Source organism: Sphingobium sufflavum (assembly GCF_021403115.1).
GTDB classification, from domain to species: Bacteria; Pseudomonadota; Alphaproteobacteria; order Sphingomonadales; family Sphingomonadaceae; genus Sphingobium; species Sphingobium sufflavum.
In genome coordinates this window covers 412,499-427,735 of the sequence record NZ_JAJSSH010000003.1, presented here as the reverse complement: position 1 = coordinate 427,735, position 15,237 = coordinate 412,499, and the positions used below count along the sequence as shown (strand labels likewise).

Genomic DNA, 15,237 nt, shown 5'->3' with positions numbered 1-15,237 from the left:
ACTCTCACTCCCACAAGGTTCACCGACGGCCGAGCAGCGTATCGCGCAGCGTCAGTTGCAGCAGAACCGAGCGCGGGGAACCCGCTATGCCCAACAGGTCGGCGCGCGTCGTCGTGCCGGTGCCAGTGCCGGTTCCCGTAAAGGCCAGCGCGCCGCCGGTCGCGGTGTAGAGCCGGTTGGTGAGGTTGCGCCCAATCAGGCTCAGTTCCCATCCGCGTCCTTCCCCGCCATTCAGCGCGATGCTGCCGTTCAGCAGCCAGTATCCGCGCTGCACCGCACGCGGATCGGCCTCCGTCTGGAAGGCGTAGGAACTGGTGTAGAGCGCATCGAAGGAGACCATGCCGCCCAGCCGGTCGCTGAAGCCATGGTCATAGGTGAATCCCGTGCTCAGCGCCCAGAGCGGCGCGCGGGCCAGTCGCTGGCCGGTCTGGTTTTGGCCGTTATAGGGATTGGTGCTGGTGCCATAGCTGGCCGGATCGGCGGGGTTGCGCGGATTGAGATTGCACCCCTGCGCCACCGACTGGCCGCCATAGCAGCCACCCACGAAACGGGTGTAGCGCGCATCGTTATAATTGACCGCTCCGCGCAGTTCGAGACCGGGGGCCGCGTCCGGCCGAGCCGTCGCGCTGAACTCCACACCGCGCAGGCGTGCGCCGCCCGCATTCTGGACGGTCTGGCTGAACGCCGCCGCATCCCAGCGCGACAATTGCAGGCCGTCATATTCATAATGATAGCCGGTGAGGTCGAAGCTGATCTGCCGTCCGGCCAGCAGGCCCTTGATGCCGATTTCGCCGCCCTTGGCCGTCATCTGGTCGAAGGACAGGTCGCGCGGGGCCAGCGCGGGGAAGGCCGGCGAACTGAGCTGCGTAGGCAATGTGTTGAAGCCGCCGGAGGTGAACCCCTCCCGATAGGCGCCATAGAGGGTCAGGTTGTCGGTCGGTTTATAGGTCAGCGTCACTTCCGGCGAGAAATCATCATAGGTGCGCCGGGGATTGACGATGGTGAAGGGCGTGGCGTTGACCGTACCGACCAGCGCCTTGCGCTCCCACGACTGGCGTGCGCCCGCGGCCAGTTCGAGCTGCTCGATCAGCTTGACCCGGACCTGCCCGAACAGCGAGGCCGCCGTCGTCTTCTGGTTGTAGAATGTCGCCGCGATCAGGGACGGGGAGACGGCGGTGGTGGCGAAGGTATAGAAAGCCTGTCCCACCGTGAACCGCCCGTCCTGATAGAAGCCGCCCAGCAGGAAGTTGACCGGCCCGTCATAGTCGGAGGCGAGGCGCAATTCCTGGCTCAGGCCGCGCGCGATCACATCATTCGACGCGCCCGTCGCCGGATTGTTGACGGACGTAAAGGAGTCGAGCGACTTTTCCTGAAGGCGATAATAGCCGGTCACGCTGCTGAACGTCAGGTCGTCCGAAATGTCGAAGTCCGTGGACAGCGACGCCAGAAACTGGCGCGACCGGGCATAGGGAATACCGTTGCCAAAGGACGGATGAAGCGCAGCGACGGAGGCGGGAAGGGCGGCATCGGTGAAATAGCGGTCCAGCCTGCACTCCGGCGTCACGCCCAGACCGATTTGCGCCGCCCCGGACGGACAGTCGATCGGCTGGCCCGCTGCGGCCGGACCCACGCCCTCACGGTCGCGCTGGCCGTAATTTACCTTCGCCTTGATACGCAGCCGGTCATCGACGGACCGGATCGTCACCGTGCCGCGCAGGAACAGATCCTCGGCATTGTTGCTCGCTGCGCCTGCGCCCGGCGTCCGTCCGGCAACGGGCACCGCGCTGTTGCGGAAATAGCCGTCTTCCTTGGAATAATAGGCGACGATGCGCGCGCCAATCTGATCCGTCAGCGGACCCGACACGATGCCTTCGACAAAACGCTGGTCCGCCTCGAACTCATAGCCGGTGCGCAGGCGCGCCTCGAATCGCTTGCCGGGGTCCGCTGAAATGAGCGAGATGATGCCGCCGGGGCTATTCTTGCCATAGAAGAGCGCCTGTGGTCCCTTCAGCACCTCCACCCGTTGCAGGTCGAACTGGCCGAGGCGGACGGCATTACCATAGCTGATCGGCACGCCGTCGAGGTTCAGCGTCACCGCCTGCTCCGTCGAGGGATTGGCGATGCCCGCACCGATGCCGCGCAGGCTGATGGAACCGCCGGTCTGGTTCGTCGTCTCGCCGATGACAAGTTGCGGCACGCGCTCGCTGATCGCGGTCAGGGAGTTGGTGGCATAGCGGGCGAGGGATTCGCCGGAGAGGGCGGAAATGGCGACAGGAATGTCGATAGCGCGTTCATCGCGTTTGCGTGCCGTAACGATAATGTCCATGGTCTGGCCAGACTGCGCCGCAGAGGCGTTGTCCGTTGCCCCCGGTTGTTCGGCATGAACAGGTTGGACCATGACGGCCCATGCAACGCCCGCAAACAGCCCGATCTTCGCACGCATGATATATCCTCCTCCTGAGCGCCACCTTTCGGCGGCAGCGGGACGGGAGCCTTTTGGTCGATGCCGGCTCCTCATCGCGAATCGGAGGCTATCATAAAAAGAATGAACCATCATTCTTTTTTGTGCCGTGGTGGGATATGCGGGAAATCGCCACTTGGCCCCTGTGCAAATTGGGATAAGGCATGGGGACGTTTTTCCCCTGTTATGCTGGAGATTGTCACCACCCTATGGTTCGGAATTCGGATGCCATGGCCCGGCGTCAGGAACGCGCCGAATTGCGTCAGGACCAGATTCTTGACGCTGCGGAGGCCTGTTTTCTGGTGGAGGGCTTCCACGGCGCGAGCATGGCGCGGATCGCCACGGCCGCGAAGATGAGCGTCGGGCACATCTATCAATATTTCGGGAGCAAGGACGCGATCATCATCGCGCTTTGCGAGCGCCGGTTTGCGGGATTTGAGGAACTGCTGTCCGCCTCCGGCCAGAGCGCGGCGTCGCCTCTCTCGCCCGTCGATGCGTGGATTTCCCAATTCACATGGTGGATCGACCCTATCCGCGCGCCGTTGACGCTGGAGATCATGTCGGAGGCGGGGCGCAATCCGCAGGTCGCAAAGGTGGTCGAGCGGATCGATCGCCGTTTCCGCGAGATGATGCAGGACAATCTCTTGCCGCTGGCGGGGCCTCTGCCCAAGGCCGATGTCGCCCATGTCCTGGAAGCCATCATCCTGCTGTCGCATGGCATGACAAGCCGCATTACCGCGGACGCGGATGCCGACCCCGAACGGATCATGGCCGCGTTCCGCCTCGCGGTGCACAGCCTCCTGCGGGATTGGGCTGTCGGGGAGTAAGGGCGCTGCATCGATGATAGCGGAGCGACTGGCCGGTTATCAGGGGGCGGGCGCGACCGCGTCGATAATGGTGAGTCGCTCCATGGCTTTTGCGCCCACGCGCGAATTCGTCACCAAAATCGTGGTGCCCGGCTTCAACTCCGCCTTGACGATGGCGTAGAATTCTCGTGGCATATGTCTCTTAACACTCGATCGTCCTGCCGGCCGTCAATTTAATTAACATAATGTATATTATCGGAATTATACTTTGTGACGGATAGCGGCAGGATCAGCGCAGGCAAATAGCCCATCATCATGACCGGAAAGCAGGAACAGGCTCACAACGGCGCAGCCGGACGGATCACACCCCCGGCGGTGACGGCGTTGACCAGAATATGGCCCGCCTCCGCATCGGCAAGGCTCTGCAACGTCGTCATCGCGATACTGTCCAACGCTTCCTCGGTCAGGAACGCCTGATGGCCTGTCACCAGCACATTGGGAAAGGTCAGCAGGCGCTGGAAATCATCATCCTCGATAATCTCGTTGGACAGATCCTCAAAGAACAGGTCGGCCTCCTGCTCATAAACGTCGAGAGCGACGCCGCCAATGCTGCGGCTCTTCAAGCCGTTTATGAGCGCGCGGGTGTCGATCAACGCGCCCCGACTGGTATTGACGATCAACAGGCCGGGCCGCGCCGCCGCGATCATCTCCGCATCAATCATGTGGCGCGTTTCCGGCGTCAGCGGGCAATGCAGCGTCACGATCTCGCTGGTGGACAGCAATTCCTCACGCGGGACATAGCGCACACCGATGGCCTCCAACGCGGGGTCGACCAGGATGTCGCTGGCCAGAACCTCACATCCGAATCCGGCTTTCAGCGTTCGCGCGACCAAGGCGCCGATCCGCCCCGTGCCGACAACGCCCACGGTGCGACCATATAGGTTACGGCCGATCAGTCCATCGAGCGCAAAATTATTCTCGCGCACCCGAGCCCATGCCCGCGCAATATTGCGATCCAGCGCCAGCAGCAGGCCGATCGTGAATTCAGCGACGGCATGGGGTGAATAGGCGGGAACCCGCACCACCGATAGTCCCAGTTCCTGCGCTGCAACCAGATCGACATTGTTGAAACCGGCGCAGCGCAAGGCGATAAAGCGCGTCCCGCCCGCCGCCAGCATCTCCAGCACAGTGCGGTCGAGCTGGTCGTTCACGAACACGCAGACCGCCGGGCACTCCTTCGCCAGCAGGGCCGTGTGACGATCCAGTCGAGGTTCCAGAAAGATCAACGCATGCCCGAACCCCGCATTGGCTGCGGAGAGGAAATGGCGATCATAGGGTTTGGTGGCGTAGACGGCGATCTTCATAGGCGTTCGACAACCATTCCTCACGTCGAGAATTTTCGCGGCCAGCGCATGAATGCCTCAAGCGCGGCACCAACGCACGCACTGGTTTCGCCCCAGCATAACTCCGGTCTGCAAGATAATAAGTGTCGAAGCCCATCCGCCAGAAAATCCACAAATCCCGATCATTCAGGCCGCTCCACCAACCCCTCGCGCACCGCTTCATCGGCCAGTTCCTGTATGCGTTGGGTGATGGTCCGCTCCATCTTGCCATAGAAGGAACCGAGATAGCGCAACCGTTTCAGCGTCGCATCCTCCGCCACCTGCCCTGCCCTGCCCTCGATCACGCGGCCGATGTCGCCGAGCAACGCGGCCTGCGCGGCTATGAAACCCGAATAGCGTTCCGACACGCCATAGCGCACCCGCCTGCTGCCGCGCTCGCCATAGCGACGGGCCAGCCCATATTGATCCAGCATCCGCGCCGCCGTGCTGGCGCTGCTTTTCGCCATGGCGAGGTCATCCGCGATGATGTCCAGGCTGACCGGTTCCGGGCAGAGCAGCAGATAGCCATACAGGCTGGCCGCCGCCGTCTGCATCCCCGACGGCACCAGCAGCGCGGCGATGGCGGCGACGAACCCCTGCTGCTCCCCAGTCAGTTTCGACTTTGACATATTCGACATTTTTCGAATATTGCAGAATCATACGCTGTCATCAAGCGGCGAACGATCAGGAGACAGGCTGTGCTGAATGCAAAGGCGATCCTTGCCGAGGCCGAGCAGATCGTCGGTATTTCCGACACCGACAGCGGCGTCGCGGACAATCTCCAACGGCTCCTCGCCGCCATCGTCAGCGATTTTCCCGTTTCGGAGGCAGGCGAACAGCGCATTCATCGCGGCCTGCTGCGCGACAGTATCGCCCGGCTGGAAGGGCTGAGATGGCTGCGCGACTATCCTGAGATTGCCGAGGAGCCGATCATCGCGCCCGTCTTCCTGATGGGCTTGCCCCGGTCGGGCACCACCTATTTCCAATATCTGTTCGACCGCGATCCCCGCTTTCGCCTGATCCGCACATGGGAGTCGATCACCCCCTCGCCCCCGCCCGGCTTCGACCCGGAATCGGCACAGGCGCGTAAGGCGCAATGGGCGCAGATGCGCGCGCCGACCTTCGAGGGGTTCGACGCGCTCCACCTGATCGACGCGGACGGATCGGACGAATGTCATGCCTTTCTGGAGCAGAGCTTTGGCGCGGCGGGCCTCAACAACCTCTACCGGGTGCCGGACTATTTCGACCATATCCTCGACGGTCTCGACCTTGTGGAAACCTATCGCATCCACAAGCGCCAGTTGCAGTTGCTGCAATGGAAATCCGCACCGAAACCATGGGCGCTGAAATATCCAAACCATGTCATCGCGCTCGACGCGATCCTTGAGGTCTATCCCGACGCCCGTTTCGTGATGACGCACCGCGACCCGGTGCAGGTGCTCGCCTCCATCGCGAAGATGAGCGCCAATCTGCGCGGCCTGTGCGAGGCGGAAGCGGTAGACCGGCAGCAGGTCGGGCGGGATATGCTGCATTTCATCCAGCGGCATATCGACCGGATCATGGCCTTCGATGTGGGGCCGCATGGTAGCCGCGTCGTGCATGTCGATTATTATGCGCTGATCGACGATCCGGTGCGGGAGATGCGAGCGATCCATCGCGGCATCGGCATCGACACGCCCGCCGAAGTCGCGGAGACGGTCGGCCGATGGCACGCCGCCAATCCCAAGAATGCGCGCGGCCGCAATGACTATGCCCTTGCCCACTATGGCCTGGACGAGGCGGCTGTGGCGGAGCAGTTCGGCGACTATATCCGCCGTTTCGCCATCCCGCGCGAACAGGATGGGCTGGCCCGCATCGGAGCAAAGGCATGAGCACGGGCTGGCAGGCGCTGGAAACCGCCGTGGCGGAGGCGCGGGCGCTGATCGCCGCCGCCGCGCCCGACGATGCTGTCGCGGCGGAGGGCGAAGCCTATGTCAGTCGGGTGATGACCGCCGGCCTGGGCGGCGCGCTGCTGGGCCATCTGTTTCAGGAGGACGGCCTGTCCCGCCCCCTGCCCTGCCATGGTGGTCCCAATCCCGACTACAGGATGCGCCACGCCGCCATCGACGCACAGCGCCGCTATCGCCTCGACGGACAGATCAACGGGTCGGAGCGGGTGGGCGTCGGCCTTTACAGCATCGGCCCCAATGGCGCACCGCTGGAGGTGGGCTATGCCACCTTCACCCCGGCGGACTGTGACGTGGACGGCCACTTGGCCCTCACCCTCGCCGCCGATGCGCAGGGACCGGGGACGCTGGCTATCCCGACGGATGCGCGCATCCTGCTGATCCGCATCCTGCACCGCGATCCGCTGTCCGAACCCGCCCGGCTGCGGCTGGAGGGGGGAGCGCAGGCAGCGGGTCCGGCGCTAGCGACCGGCTCGCATGACGGGGCGCTCGCCTTTGTCGCGCGGACGCTGGGCAATAATGTCCGCGAATATCTGCAATGGACGCAGGCGGCGCGCGAACGGCGCAATCGCCTCGATCAGGCCCCGCCCGAACTGGGCGCCACGGTGCAGGGCGACCCCGACACCCAATATTATCTCGGCGGCTTCGATCTTGCGGAGGGCGAGTGGCTGGAGGTGACGATGCCCGCGTTACTGTCCGGCTACTGGTCGCTCCACGCCTATAATTACTGGTATGAGCATCTCCAGACGTCCGGCGTCCATGATCGCAATGCCGTCCCCGACACGGATGGCCGCATCCGCATCGCGGTCGGCCCCGACCTGCCGGAAGCAACACAGAACCGCATCGACACTGTGGGCCGACGGCGCGGTGCCTTCGTCTGCCGCATGATCGGCTCCAGCGGCTGTCCCACCGGCATCGTCCGCAGGTTGGATCGGGAGGGGTGACAGAAAACGGTGGATTTTGACGACGCTCCCTCTTCGGTTTCCGTTGACAGTCCGATCGGTCAGTCTAAATTGACGGATCAGGGAGAGAGATGTGGCGGGCGTCAGGGAACAGGCAGGAATCGAGCGCCGGGCGGCCATTCTGGATGAGGCTGCGCGCCTGATCGGGGAAAAAGGCTTCCATGGCTTTGGGATACAGGAACTCGCCCAGCGGTGCGGGATCGCCAAATCCGGCTTCTTCCACCATTTCCCGTCGAAGGATCGCCTGCTGATCGCGCTCCTTCAGGATCGAGACAGGCGTGACGAGGACGCCATTTCTCCGCGGATAACGCAGTTCGCCTCTGAATCACGCGCAGACATATCGGCCAGCGCGGCCGCCCTGTCCGTGTTCAGGGCCATGGTTGAACGCAACAGGCATCAGCCGGAACTCGTCCGGCTCTATGTCATATTGCGAGCCGAGGCGCTGAACGCCGCCCACCCCGCCTATGACTATTTCCGGCGGCGCGAGGCGGAAGCCCTTACCTTCTTCGCGAAGATCGTCGCCCCCTTTGCCGACGACCCCCATTCCCTCGCTCGCCAGATCATGGTCATGATGACGGGTCTGGAACATCAGTGGTTGAGGGAGGGGCTGGCGTTCGATCTTGTCGACGAATGGGACAGGCAGATTTCCCGTCTGTCCCTGCCGTTTTGAGCACTGTCGAACTGAACGCTGCCGCATTGAGAATTGCCGGGCCAAGGCCCTCCATCGAAAGACTGAAACCATGATTTCCGGAAAACAAACATTCGCCTGTGCGACGGCCCTTTGCGCGATGGCCATGGCGATGACGTCGGCAAGCTCCTCCGGCCAAGTGGGGCAAACGCGTACCAAGCAGCCGACCGCCCATGCCGCCTTGTCGGAAACGGAGGTCGCGGCCCGTGCCGACGCCCTCCTGCAACAGATGACGCCCGAAGAGAAGGCCGGTCAGTTGTCCGTGCTTTTCGCGCTGCCCATCCCGCAGATGATGGCCGCGAACGAGAAGCTGGTGGCCAGCGGAAATCTCGGCGCCTTATTGTTCATGACCGATCCGGCGGAAATCAACCGGGTCCAGAAGATCGCCGTCGAAAAGACGCGGCTCCATATCCCGCTGCTCTTCGGCTTCGATGTGATCCATGGCTTGTCGACCATTTTCCCGGTCCCCATCGCCAACGCCGCGTCCTGGGATCCGGACGGTGTCGAGAAAAGCCAGGCGGTCGCCGCAAACGAGGCGCGCAGCGTGGGCCTGCACTGGACGTTCGCCCCGATGATCGACATCGCGCGCGATCCGCGATGGGGACGCATCGTCGAGGGAGCAGGAGAAGATCCCTATCTCGGCAGCGCGATGGCGGCGGCACAGGTGAAGGGATTCCAGGGTGGCCATATCGGTGACACCGGACGCATCATCGCAGGCCCGAAGCATTTTGTCGGCTATGGCGCGGCGCTGGGCGGGCGCGATTATGACGAGGTGAATCTCTCGGATTCCGAACTCTGGAACATCTACCTGCCCCCGTTCAAGGCGGCGGTGGATGCCGGCGCGGGCAACATCATGAGCGCCTATATGGGGCTGAACGGCGTTCCGGCCTCTGCCAATCATTGGCTCCTGAACGATGTGCTGCGCAAGGATTGGGGCTTCAAGGGCTTCGTCGTCACCGACAATGCGGCCGTGACCAGCCTGCGCACCCATGGCGTCGCCAGCACGCTACAGGACGCCGCCGCCACGGCCCTGAACGCGGGCGTCGACATGGAAATGAACATCATGGGACCGGCTTTCACGCGATTGCCAGCCGCCCTTGCGGCGGGCACCATCTCCGAGCAGCGGCTGAACGAAGCGGTTCGACGGGTATTGGAGATGAAGATCAGGATGGGCCTGTTCGACAATCCCTATGTGGACGAGAAAGCCGCAGCCGCGACCCTGCGCAGCCCCGCGCATCTCAAGGCCGCGCGGATTGCGGCGGAGCGGGCGGCCGTCCTGCTCCGCAACGAGCAGGCGCTGCTGCCGCTCGACCGGACGAAACTGTCGTCCATCGCGGTCATCGGCGGGCTTGCGGATTCTCCGCGCGACGCCGTCGGACCATGGGTGTTCGATCAGAACAAGCCCGCTATGAGCAGCATCCTGGAGGGCATCAAGGCGAAAGTCGGTCCCAAGGTGCGTGTCGACTTCGCGCCCGGCGTCGCGCTTCCCGACCGTCTCCATCCGTCACCCTTTGCGCAGATTGTCGGCAAGGTGACGCGCCCGACACCGGAGAGCGGCGATACGGCGGGCATTGCACAGGCCGTGCAACTGGCCCGGCAATCCGATGTCGCGATACTGGTGCTGGGCGAGACGCAGGAAATGATCGGTGAAAGCGCATCGCGCTCCACGCTCGACCTGCCGGGGCGTCAGCAGGAGTTGCTCGACGCCGTCGTGGCGACAGGCAAGCCCGTCGTGCTGGTGTTGATGAACGGCCGCCCCCTCGCGCTGAAGGATACGAAGGCCGCCGCGATTCTGGACATATGGTATCCCGGATCGGAAGCCGGATCGTCCACCGCCAACCTCCTGTTCGGGGACGCGGTGCCGGGGGGCAAGCTGCCGTTCAGCTGGCCAAGGAATGGCGGCCAGGTACCGCTGATATATTCGCACCTAGCCTCGCACGACCCCGCGAACCAGTCCAAGCGATACTGGAACGAGGCAGGCGATCCCGCCTATCCGTTCGGCCATGGCCTCAGCTATTCGACCTTCGCCTATTCCAACATCCGGGTGGACAAGGCCGAACGCGCGCCCGGGGTCGCCGTCACGGTCAGTGCGGACGTCACCAACACCGGCAAGCGTCTGGCCGACGAGGTGGTCCAGCTCTATATCCATCAGCAGGGTGGAAAGGCGGCGCGGCCGGTTCGCGAGTTGAAGGGCTTCAGCCGTGTCACCCTGAAACCGGGCGAGAAGCGCACGCTCAATTTCACGCTGGGCGACGCGGAACTGCGGTACTGGAGCAGCGCGACGCGCGACTGGGCGCTGGACGCCACCCGCTTCGATATCGCCGTGGGCGGGGATTCCACCGCGCCCTTCACGACATCCTTCTCGCTGGCACAGGGCGCGCGCTGACAGGGTTCGAGGAGGGCCGGGGACAGGAGTTCCCGGCCCTCCTTCCCCAATCGTCAGCCGGTTACGCCCGATTTCGCCATGCGCCGCATCATCTGGTTCATGTCGAAGACCTTGGTGGCGGGCGTATAGGTGCCATGGAGGCGCGCGAGCAGATATATCCCCGCTCGTGACAGATATTCATCGTCGATACGGGAGGCGGCCTCGATCGCGGGCAGAACGATGCGGGCCTGGTCCCCGATATAGGTCAGCGCGTTGAGCGCCTGCAATTGCACCTGCCACTGCTCCGCTTTCTCCACCAGCGCGCCCAGCGTCCGCACCGCGTCGTCGCTGGACCAGTGCCGGGCGAGCGCCTCCGCCGCCACGACGCGGACCTGCGGTGCGGGATCGGACCGCAGAATCGCCTCCAGCGGACCCCGCGCTTCCTCGACCGGCGCATCCAGCGTGAGGAAGGCCGTGGCCGCCCAATAGCGCATGATCGCATTGCCATGGCCCAGCGCGCGCAGGAACAGCGCCGCCTTGCCCCGGTCCCGCTGCGCGGCGGCGGCGGCCAGCGGCATGATCGCCTGCAACGGATAGGCGCTGGCCGAGCGGCTGTTCGCATAGCCTTCGGCCGCCATGCCCTCCGGTATGAAACCATTGTCGTTGATCGCGACCAGATGATCGTCGAGGGCGCGGCGAAACGCCTGTGCCTTGGCCGCCGCCGCCGGATCGGCGATGCGGTTCGTCACCTGATCGGGGTCGGCGGTCAGGTCGAACAGTTCCTCATGCGGCTTTGGCCTGAAGAAGCGCGCCTGCACCTCGGTCAGCGTGCCGGCAAGATAGGCGGCCTCCCACTCCTGATAGCCCTTGGCCAGCCATTCGAACGCCTGATACTGGCCCCATGGCCGATGCGGCATATAATGGCGGATGTAGCGCCAGCGCCCATCGGTGACGGTGCGGCTGAAATCATAGCGTTCGTCCATGCGGTTGCGCATACCGAACGCATATTTCTGCGGCGCGCCCTTCCGTTCGCCCAGCAGGGGACGCCCGGCCATCTGCGCGGGTTGCCGGATGCCCGCGATGGACAGCAATGTGGGGGCAAGGTCGATGAAGCTGACCGGCGCGTCGATCGTGCTCCCCGGCGCTGCGGGGGCCAGATGGCGCCACCTGGGTGGAACATGGACGACCAGCGCGCAGCGATGCCCCTCGTCATAGCAATAGCGCTTCGACCGGGGCCGCACGCCGCCATTGTCGGAATAATAGAAGATGATGGTGTCGTCGGCGAGACCATCCGCCTCCAGCTCCGCGATGCGCGCGCCGATCTGCCGGTCCATCGCCTCCATCAGATTATAATAGCTGGCATAGTCGCGCCTTATGCCCGGCGTGTCGGGCAGATAGGCGGGGATGCGCACCTCCTCCGGCGTCACCGCGCCCGGCGTGGGCGTGAAGATGCGGGATTCGTGCGTCGTGTCATGGTTGAAGACCGCCATGAACGGCTGCCCCGCCGCACGCTCGCGCCAGTGCGCCTCCTTGCCCTGCCGATCCCAGATGGCGGCGGGCTTCACATCGCAATTATAGTCGGTCTTGCTGTTATTGGTGCAGAAATAGCCCGCCGACCGCAGCAATTCGGGATAGGTGCGAAATTCCTCCGGCAGATGCGCGACGGCGCGCATATGCTGGGCCGGGGCGCAGCTTTCGGGGTAAACGCCGGTCAGGATCGCAAAGCGCGACGGCGCGCACACAGGTGCGTTGGAATAGGCGTTCCTGAACAGGACGCCCCCCTTCGCCAGCCGGTCGATGGTCGGCGTGCGCGCCAGCCGGTCGCCATAGGCGCCGATGAAGGGATTATTATCCTCGCTCACCAGCCACAAGATATTCGGGCGGGCAGCGCCACCCGCCGCCGTCGCCCTGGCCGCTATGCCAAGGGCTGCACTGGTCGCGATCAACGTACGGCGGGTAATGGCCATCAAGCCTGTCCTTTGGATGCGGGGCGATCAGGGATCAGAAACGAACCGAGGCGGTCGCTCCGACATAGCGGCTCGCACCCTTGGGCACATTCGCATAAAGGTCGATCAGCGTCGGACTGGCCGCGTTGAGCGTCGCCCCGCTGAGCGATGTGTAATAATTCTGGTCGAACAGATTCTTCACAAAGGTCGTGAGGCTATATTTCCCGTCGGCCGTCTTAAACCCGGCGCTCAGGTCGACGATGGCATAGCCATCCTGCTTGCCCAGTGGGTCTTGCTCCACGGCGAAGATCTGGTCGCTCTGGAAGGTCAGGTCAGTCTGAATGAAACCGACCAGCGCATCGCCCAGTTCATGCTCAAACCGGGGGCTGAGCGAGATGCGCCATTTGGGCGATGCGGGCAGTTGTCCGCCGCGCACGTCCTGCACCGGGCCGCTCGTCACCGTCGTACCGGACCCGTTCAGATATTGATAGCGATAGCAGCTGTTGACCGGACGCACCCCGCCCACCCCGACGGTGGGCGCCGCCGCCTGGAACTGCGTGGGACAGTTGAGGCCGTCGACGTTGATGCTGGCGTCGGTGTAGCTGACCGAGCCGGTCAGGCTGAAATGCCGCGACGGCCGTACCGTCGCCTCGACCTCGAACCCCTTCGTGCGCGAGGAACCGGCGTTGGTCTGGACGAACTGGATCGTCTGGAGGATCGGGTCGGATCGGTTCGCCTGAATCTGGAGGTTGGTATAGTCCGCCAGGAAGGCCGCGACCGCCACGGTCAGCGTGCCATCCGCCGTGCGTCCCTTGAAACCGACCTCATAGGCATCGACATGTTCCGGCAGCACCGGGGCCTGATTGGCGAAATCCGCGCCGCTTTCCGTATCGAAGCCCAGCCCCTTATAGCCGCGCGTATAGCTGGCATAGACCTGCGCATTGCGGCTGAACGCATATTGCGCGCCCGCCTTGCCGGTGACGGCAGTGTCATTGGCCGAACGGGCCGCGTAAACGGACGCCGCGCCGCCGAAATTGCCGTCGCCCGCCACCATGGGTCCGGTGCGCTGGCCGCCGACAGTCACCTTCTCATATTGCACGCGCAGGCCACCGATTAGCTTCAGCCCGCCGACGACAGTCCATTCCGCCTGACCGAAGCCGGAGACATTATAGCTGTCCAGCGCCGCGAAATGCGCAAGCGACTGATAGCCCGACGGCGTGCAGGGTTGGCCAAAGGTGCCGGTGGCGCACACCGCCCGCCGCCGCGAAAAGGCGCGGTCGATATGCAGGTCGGAATAATAGGCGCCGACGACATAGCTGATCGGCCCGTTCCCGTTCGACGCGGCCCGGACCTCCTGACTGAATTGCTCGATGCCGGTCGTGCCATAATTATAGTCGAACTGCCCGGCCCCGCCCGCCGTCACGAAGATCGGCACGCTGCTGCCCAGCCGGTCCGGCTCGAAATTATTGGCGATGTCATATTTCTGCCAGGCCGTGATCGACGTCAGCGTGGCGCCGCCCAGATCGAGATTCGCTTCCAGCGAGACGGTCTTCTGCTCGCTGTCGGCAAAGGTCGCCCCATTGTTCCACGACTGGCGGTTGTTCGCACCCGCGCCCGTGTTGCCGATCAGTTGCAGCCGCTGCGGATTGCCGACGCTCACCAGCACGCCCTGGCAGCAATCCGCATTATTCTGGCGATAATCGGCGGCGAGCAGCAGGTTGAGCCGGTCGGTCGCGTCCCATTCCAGCTTGCCGCGCACGCCCCAGCTATCGAAACCATTCTCGTTCCGCTGGGTGAAGGCGTTGTAGATGTGGCCGCCTACATCATTATAATAGCCGGTGATGCGCGCGCGCAGCGTGTCGGTGATCGGGCCGGACACCGTGCTGCTCAGGCGATATTCGTCGCCCTCCGCTACGGTCACACTCGCGCGACCCTCGAACGTCTTGGATGGGCGCGCGGTGACGACGTTGATGACGCCCGCACTGGCATTCTTACCGAACAACGTGCCCTGCGGCCCGCGCAGCACCTCGACCCGCTCGATATCGGAGAAGTCCGTGAAGCTCTGCACCTGCCGCGCAGAGACGACACCGTCGACCACGACGGAGACGGACGCCTCGACACCCTGATTGAACAACGACGTGCCGACGCCGCGAATACGAAAGCTGCTGTTGGTGGGGTTGTTGCCCTGCTGAAAATTCAGTGCGGGCACGGCCTGAACCAGCGTGTTCGTGTCGAAAATCTGGCGGTCGTTCAGCGCATCGCCATTAATCGCGGTCACGGCCAGCGGCACGTCCAGCAGACGTTCCGTGCGCTTTTGCGCGGTCACGACGATCTCGTCCTGCGCTTCCGTCTGCGCATGGGCGGTGGCCATAACGATCAGGCTGGCCGACCCCGTGAGCATAGCCCGGTTCAGGCTGCGGATGATGTTGGACATGACTATACCCCCTGTAAGACTATCGGGCCGCGCGGAAACAGCGCCGGTCGATAGACCGGACGGACGCGCAGCGAAGCGGATGCGATGGAAAACCGTGGAAGCCCTGTCGGCCATCCCGGTGCTACCGGACGTTGTCGCCTCGATAGCCTGATGCCGGTCAACGCGCCTCTGATGGTACGCTGCTGGTGCACGGCATGCGCTGTCTACCTAGACGATAGTAATTAATCTGGTCAACCAACAAAATTCC

General features: G+C 63.8%; 11 protein-coding genes. 5 read left to right on the top strand and 6 right to left on the bottom strand.

All coding sequences use genetic code 11. From position 1 onward, the window contains the following. Window positions 1-19 precede the first annotated feature (19 nt). Window positions 20-2,443 (bottom strand): TonB-dependent receptor, encoded by a 2,424-nt coding sequence (locus LWE61_RS07495; RefSeq protein ID WP_234149417.1) that lies wholly within the window; start codon window positions 2,441-2,443, stop codon window positions 20-22. Between the two features lie 227 nt (window positions 2,444-2,670). Here LWE61_RS07495 and LWE61_RS07490 point away from each other — a divergent pair, with 227 nt between their 5' ends. Continuing rightward, window positions 2,671-3,288 (top strand): TetR/AcrR family transcriptional regulator, encoded by a 618-nt coding sequence (locus LWE61_RS07490; RefSeq protein WP_234149416.1) that lies wholly within the window; start codon window positions 2,671-2,673, stop codon window positions 3,286-3,288. A gap of 39 nt (window positions 3,289-3,327) precedes the next feature. Here the strand turns inward: LWE61_RS07490 and LWE61_RS20600 are convergent, their stop codons facing one another. From LWE61_RS20600 to LWE61_RS07480, 3 genes are all read right to left on the bottom strand, one after another. After that, window positions 3,328-3,462, bottom strand: a complete 135-nt coding sequence (locus LWE61_RS20600; protein ID WP_267961619.1) for a hypothetical protein — start codon at window positions 3,460-3,462, stop codon at window positions 3,328-3,330. Window positions 3,463-3,605: 143 nt separating this feature from the next. Further along, complete coding sequence (locus LWE61_RS07485; RefSeq protein WP_234149415.1) at window positions 3,606-4,631, bottom strand: 2-hydroxyacid dehydrogenase; 1,026 nt, start codon at window positions 4,629-4,631, stop codon at window positions 3,606-3,608. Between the two features lie 161 nt (window positions 4,632-4,792). Beyond that, complete coding sequence (locus tag LWE61_RS07480; protein WP_234149414.1) at window positions 4,793-5,278, bottom strand: GbsR/MarR family transcriptional regulator; 486 nt, start codon at window positions 5,276-5,278, stop codon at window positions 4,793-4,795. Between the two features lie 69 nt (window positions 5,279-5,347). Here LWE61_RS07480 and LWE61_RS07475 point away from each other — a divergent pair, with 69 nt between their 5' ends. The 4 genes from LWE61_RS07475 to bglX all read left to right on the top strand — a co-directional run bounded on the left by LWE61_RS07475 (window position 5,348) and on the right by bglX (window position 10,631). Then, entirely contained in the window at window positions 5,348-6,520 is a 1,173-nt protein-coding gene (locus tag LWE61_RS07475; protein WP_234149413.1) for a sulfotransferase family protein, read from the top strand. Then, window positions 6,517-7,539 (top strand): hypothetical protein, encoded by a 1,023-nt coding sequence (locus LWE61_RS07470; RefSeq protein WP_234149412.1) that lies wholly within the window; start codon window positions 6,517-6,519, stop codon window positions 7,537-7,539. The genes LWE61_RS07475 and LWE61_RS07470 overlap by 4 nt, the downstream gene beginning before the upstream one ends. A 91-nt stretch (window positions 7,540-7,630) precedes the next feature. Beyond that, the gene (locus LWE61_RS07465) at window positions 7,631-8,227 is read left to right on the top strand and encodes a TetR/AcrR family transcriptional regulator (protein ID WP_234149411.1); all 597 of its coding nucleotides are present in this window, start codon (window positions 7,631-7,633) and stop codon (window positions 8,225-8,227) included. A gap of 70 nt (window positions 8,228-8,297) precedes the next feature. After that, on the top strand, window positions 8,298-10,631 hold the full coding sequence (gene bglX, locus LWE61_RS07460; RefSeq protein ID WP_326490618.1) for a beta-glucosidase BglX: 2,334 nt from the start codon (window positions 8,298-8,300) through the stop codon (window positions 10,629-10,631). Window positions 10,632-10,684: 53 nt separating this feature from the next. Here the strand turns inward: bglX and LWE61_RS07455 are convergent, their stop codons facing one another. Further along, complete coding sequence (locus tag LWE61_RS07455) at window positions 10,685-12,577, bottom strand: sulfatase-like hydrolase/transferase (RefSeq protein WP_234149409.1); 1,893 nt, start codon at window positions 12,575-12,577, stop codon at window positions 10,685-10,687. A 34-nt stretch (window positions 12,578-12,611) separates the two neighbouring features. Then, window positions 12,612-14,990 (bottom strand): TonB-dependent receptor, encoded by a 2,379-nt coding sequence (locus tag LWE61_RS07450; RefSeq protein ID WP_234149408.1) that lies wholly within the window; start codon window positions 14,988-14,990, stop codon window positions 12,612-12,614. Window positions 14,991-15,237 lie beyond the last annotated feature (247 nt).

Coding starts and splice junctions, on each gene's coding strand:
- LWE61_RS07495 (WP_234149417.1), bottom strand. CDS start 2,443: ATGCGTGCGAAGATCGGGCTGTTTGCGGGCGTTGCATGGGCCGTCATG.
- LWE61_RS07490 (WP_234149416.1), top strand. CDS start 2,671: ATGGTTCGGAATTCGGATGCCATGGCCCGGCGTCAGGAACGCGCCGAA.
- LWE61_RS20600 (WP_267961619.1), bottom strand. CDS start 3,462: ATGCCACGAGAATTCTACGCCATCGTCAAGGCGGAGTTGAAGCCGGGC.
- LWE61_RS07485 (WP_234149415.1), bottom strand. CDS start 4,631: ATGAAGATCGCCGTCTACGCCACCAAACCCTATGATCGCCATTTCCTC.
- LWE61_RS07480 (WP_234149414.1), bottom strand. CDS start 5,278: ATGTCAAAGTCGAAACTGACTGGGGAGCAGCAGGGGTTCGTCGCCGCC.
- LWE61_RS07470 (WP_234149412.1), top strand. CDS start 6,517: ATGAGCACGGGCTGGCAGGCGCTGGAAACCGCCGTGGCGGAGGCGCGG.
- bglX (WP_326490618.1), top strand. CDS start 8,298: ATGATTTCCGGAAAACAAACATTCGCCTGTGCGACGGCCCTTTGCGCG.
- LWE61_RS07455 (WP_234149409.1), bottom strand. CDS start 12,577: ATGGCCATTACCCGCCGTACGTTGATCGCGACCAGTGCAGCCCTTGGC.
- LWE61_RS07450 (WP_234149408.1), bottom strand. CDS start 14,990: ATGTCCAACATCATCCGCAGCCTGAACCGGGCTATGCTCACGGGGTCG.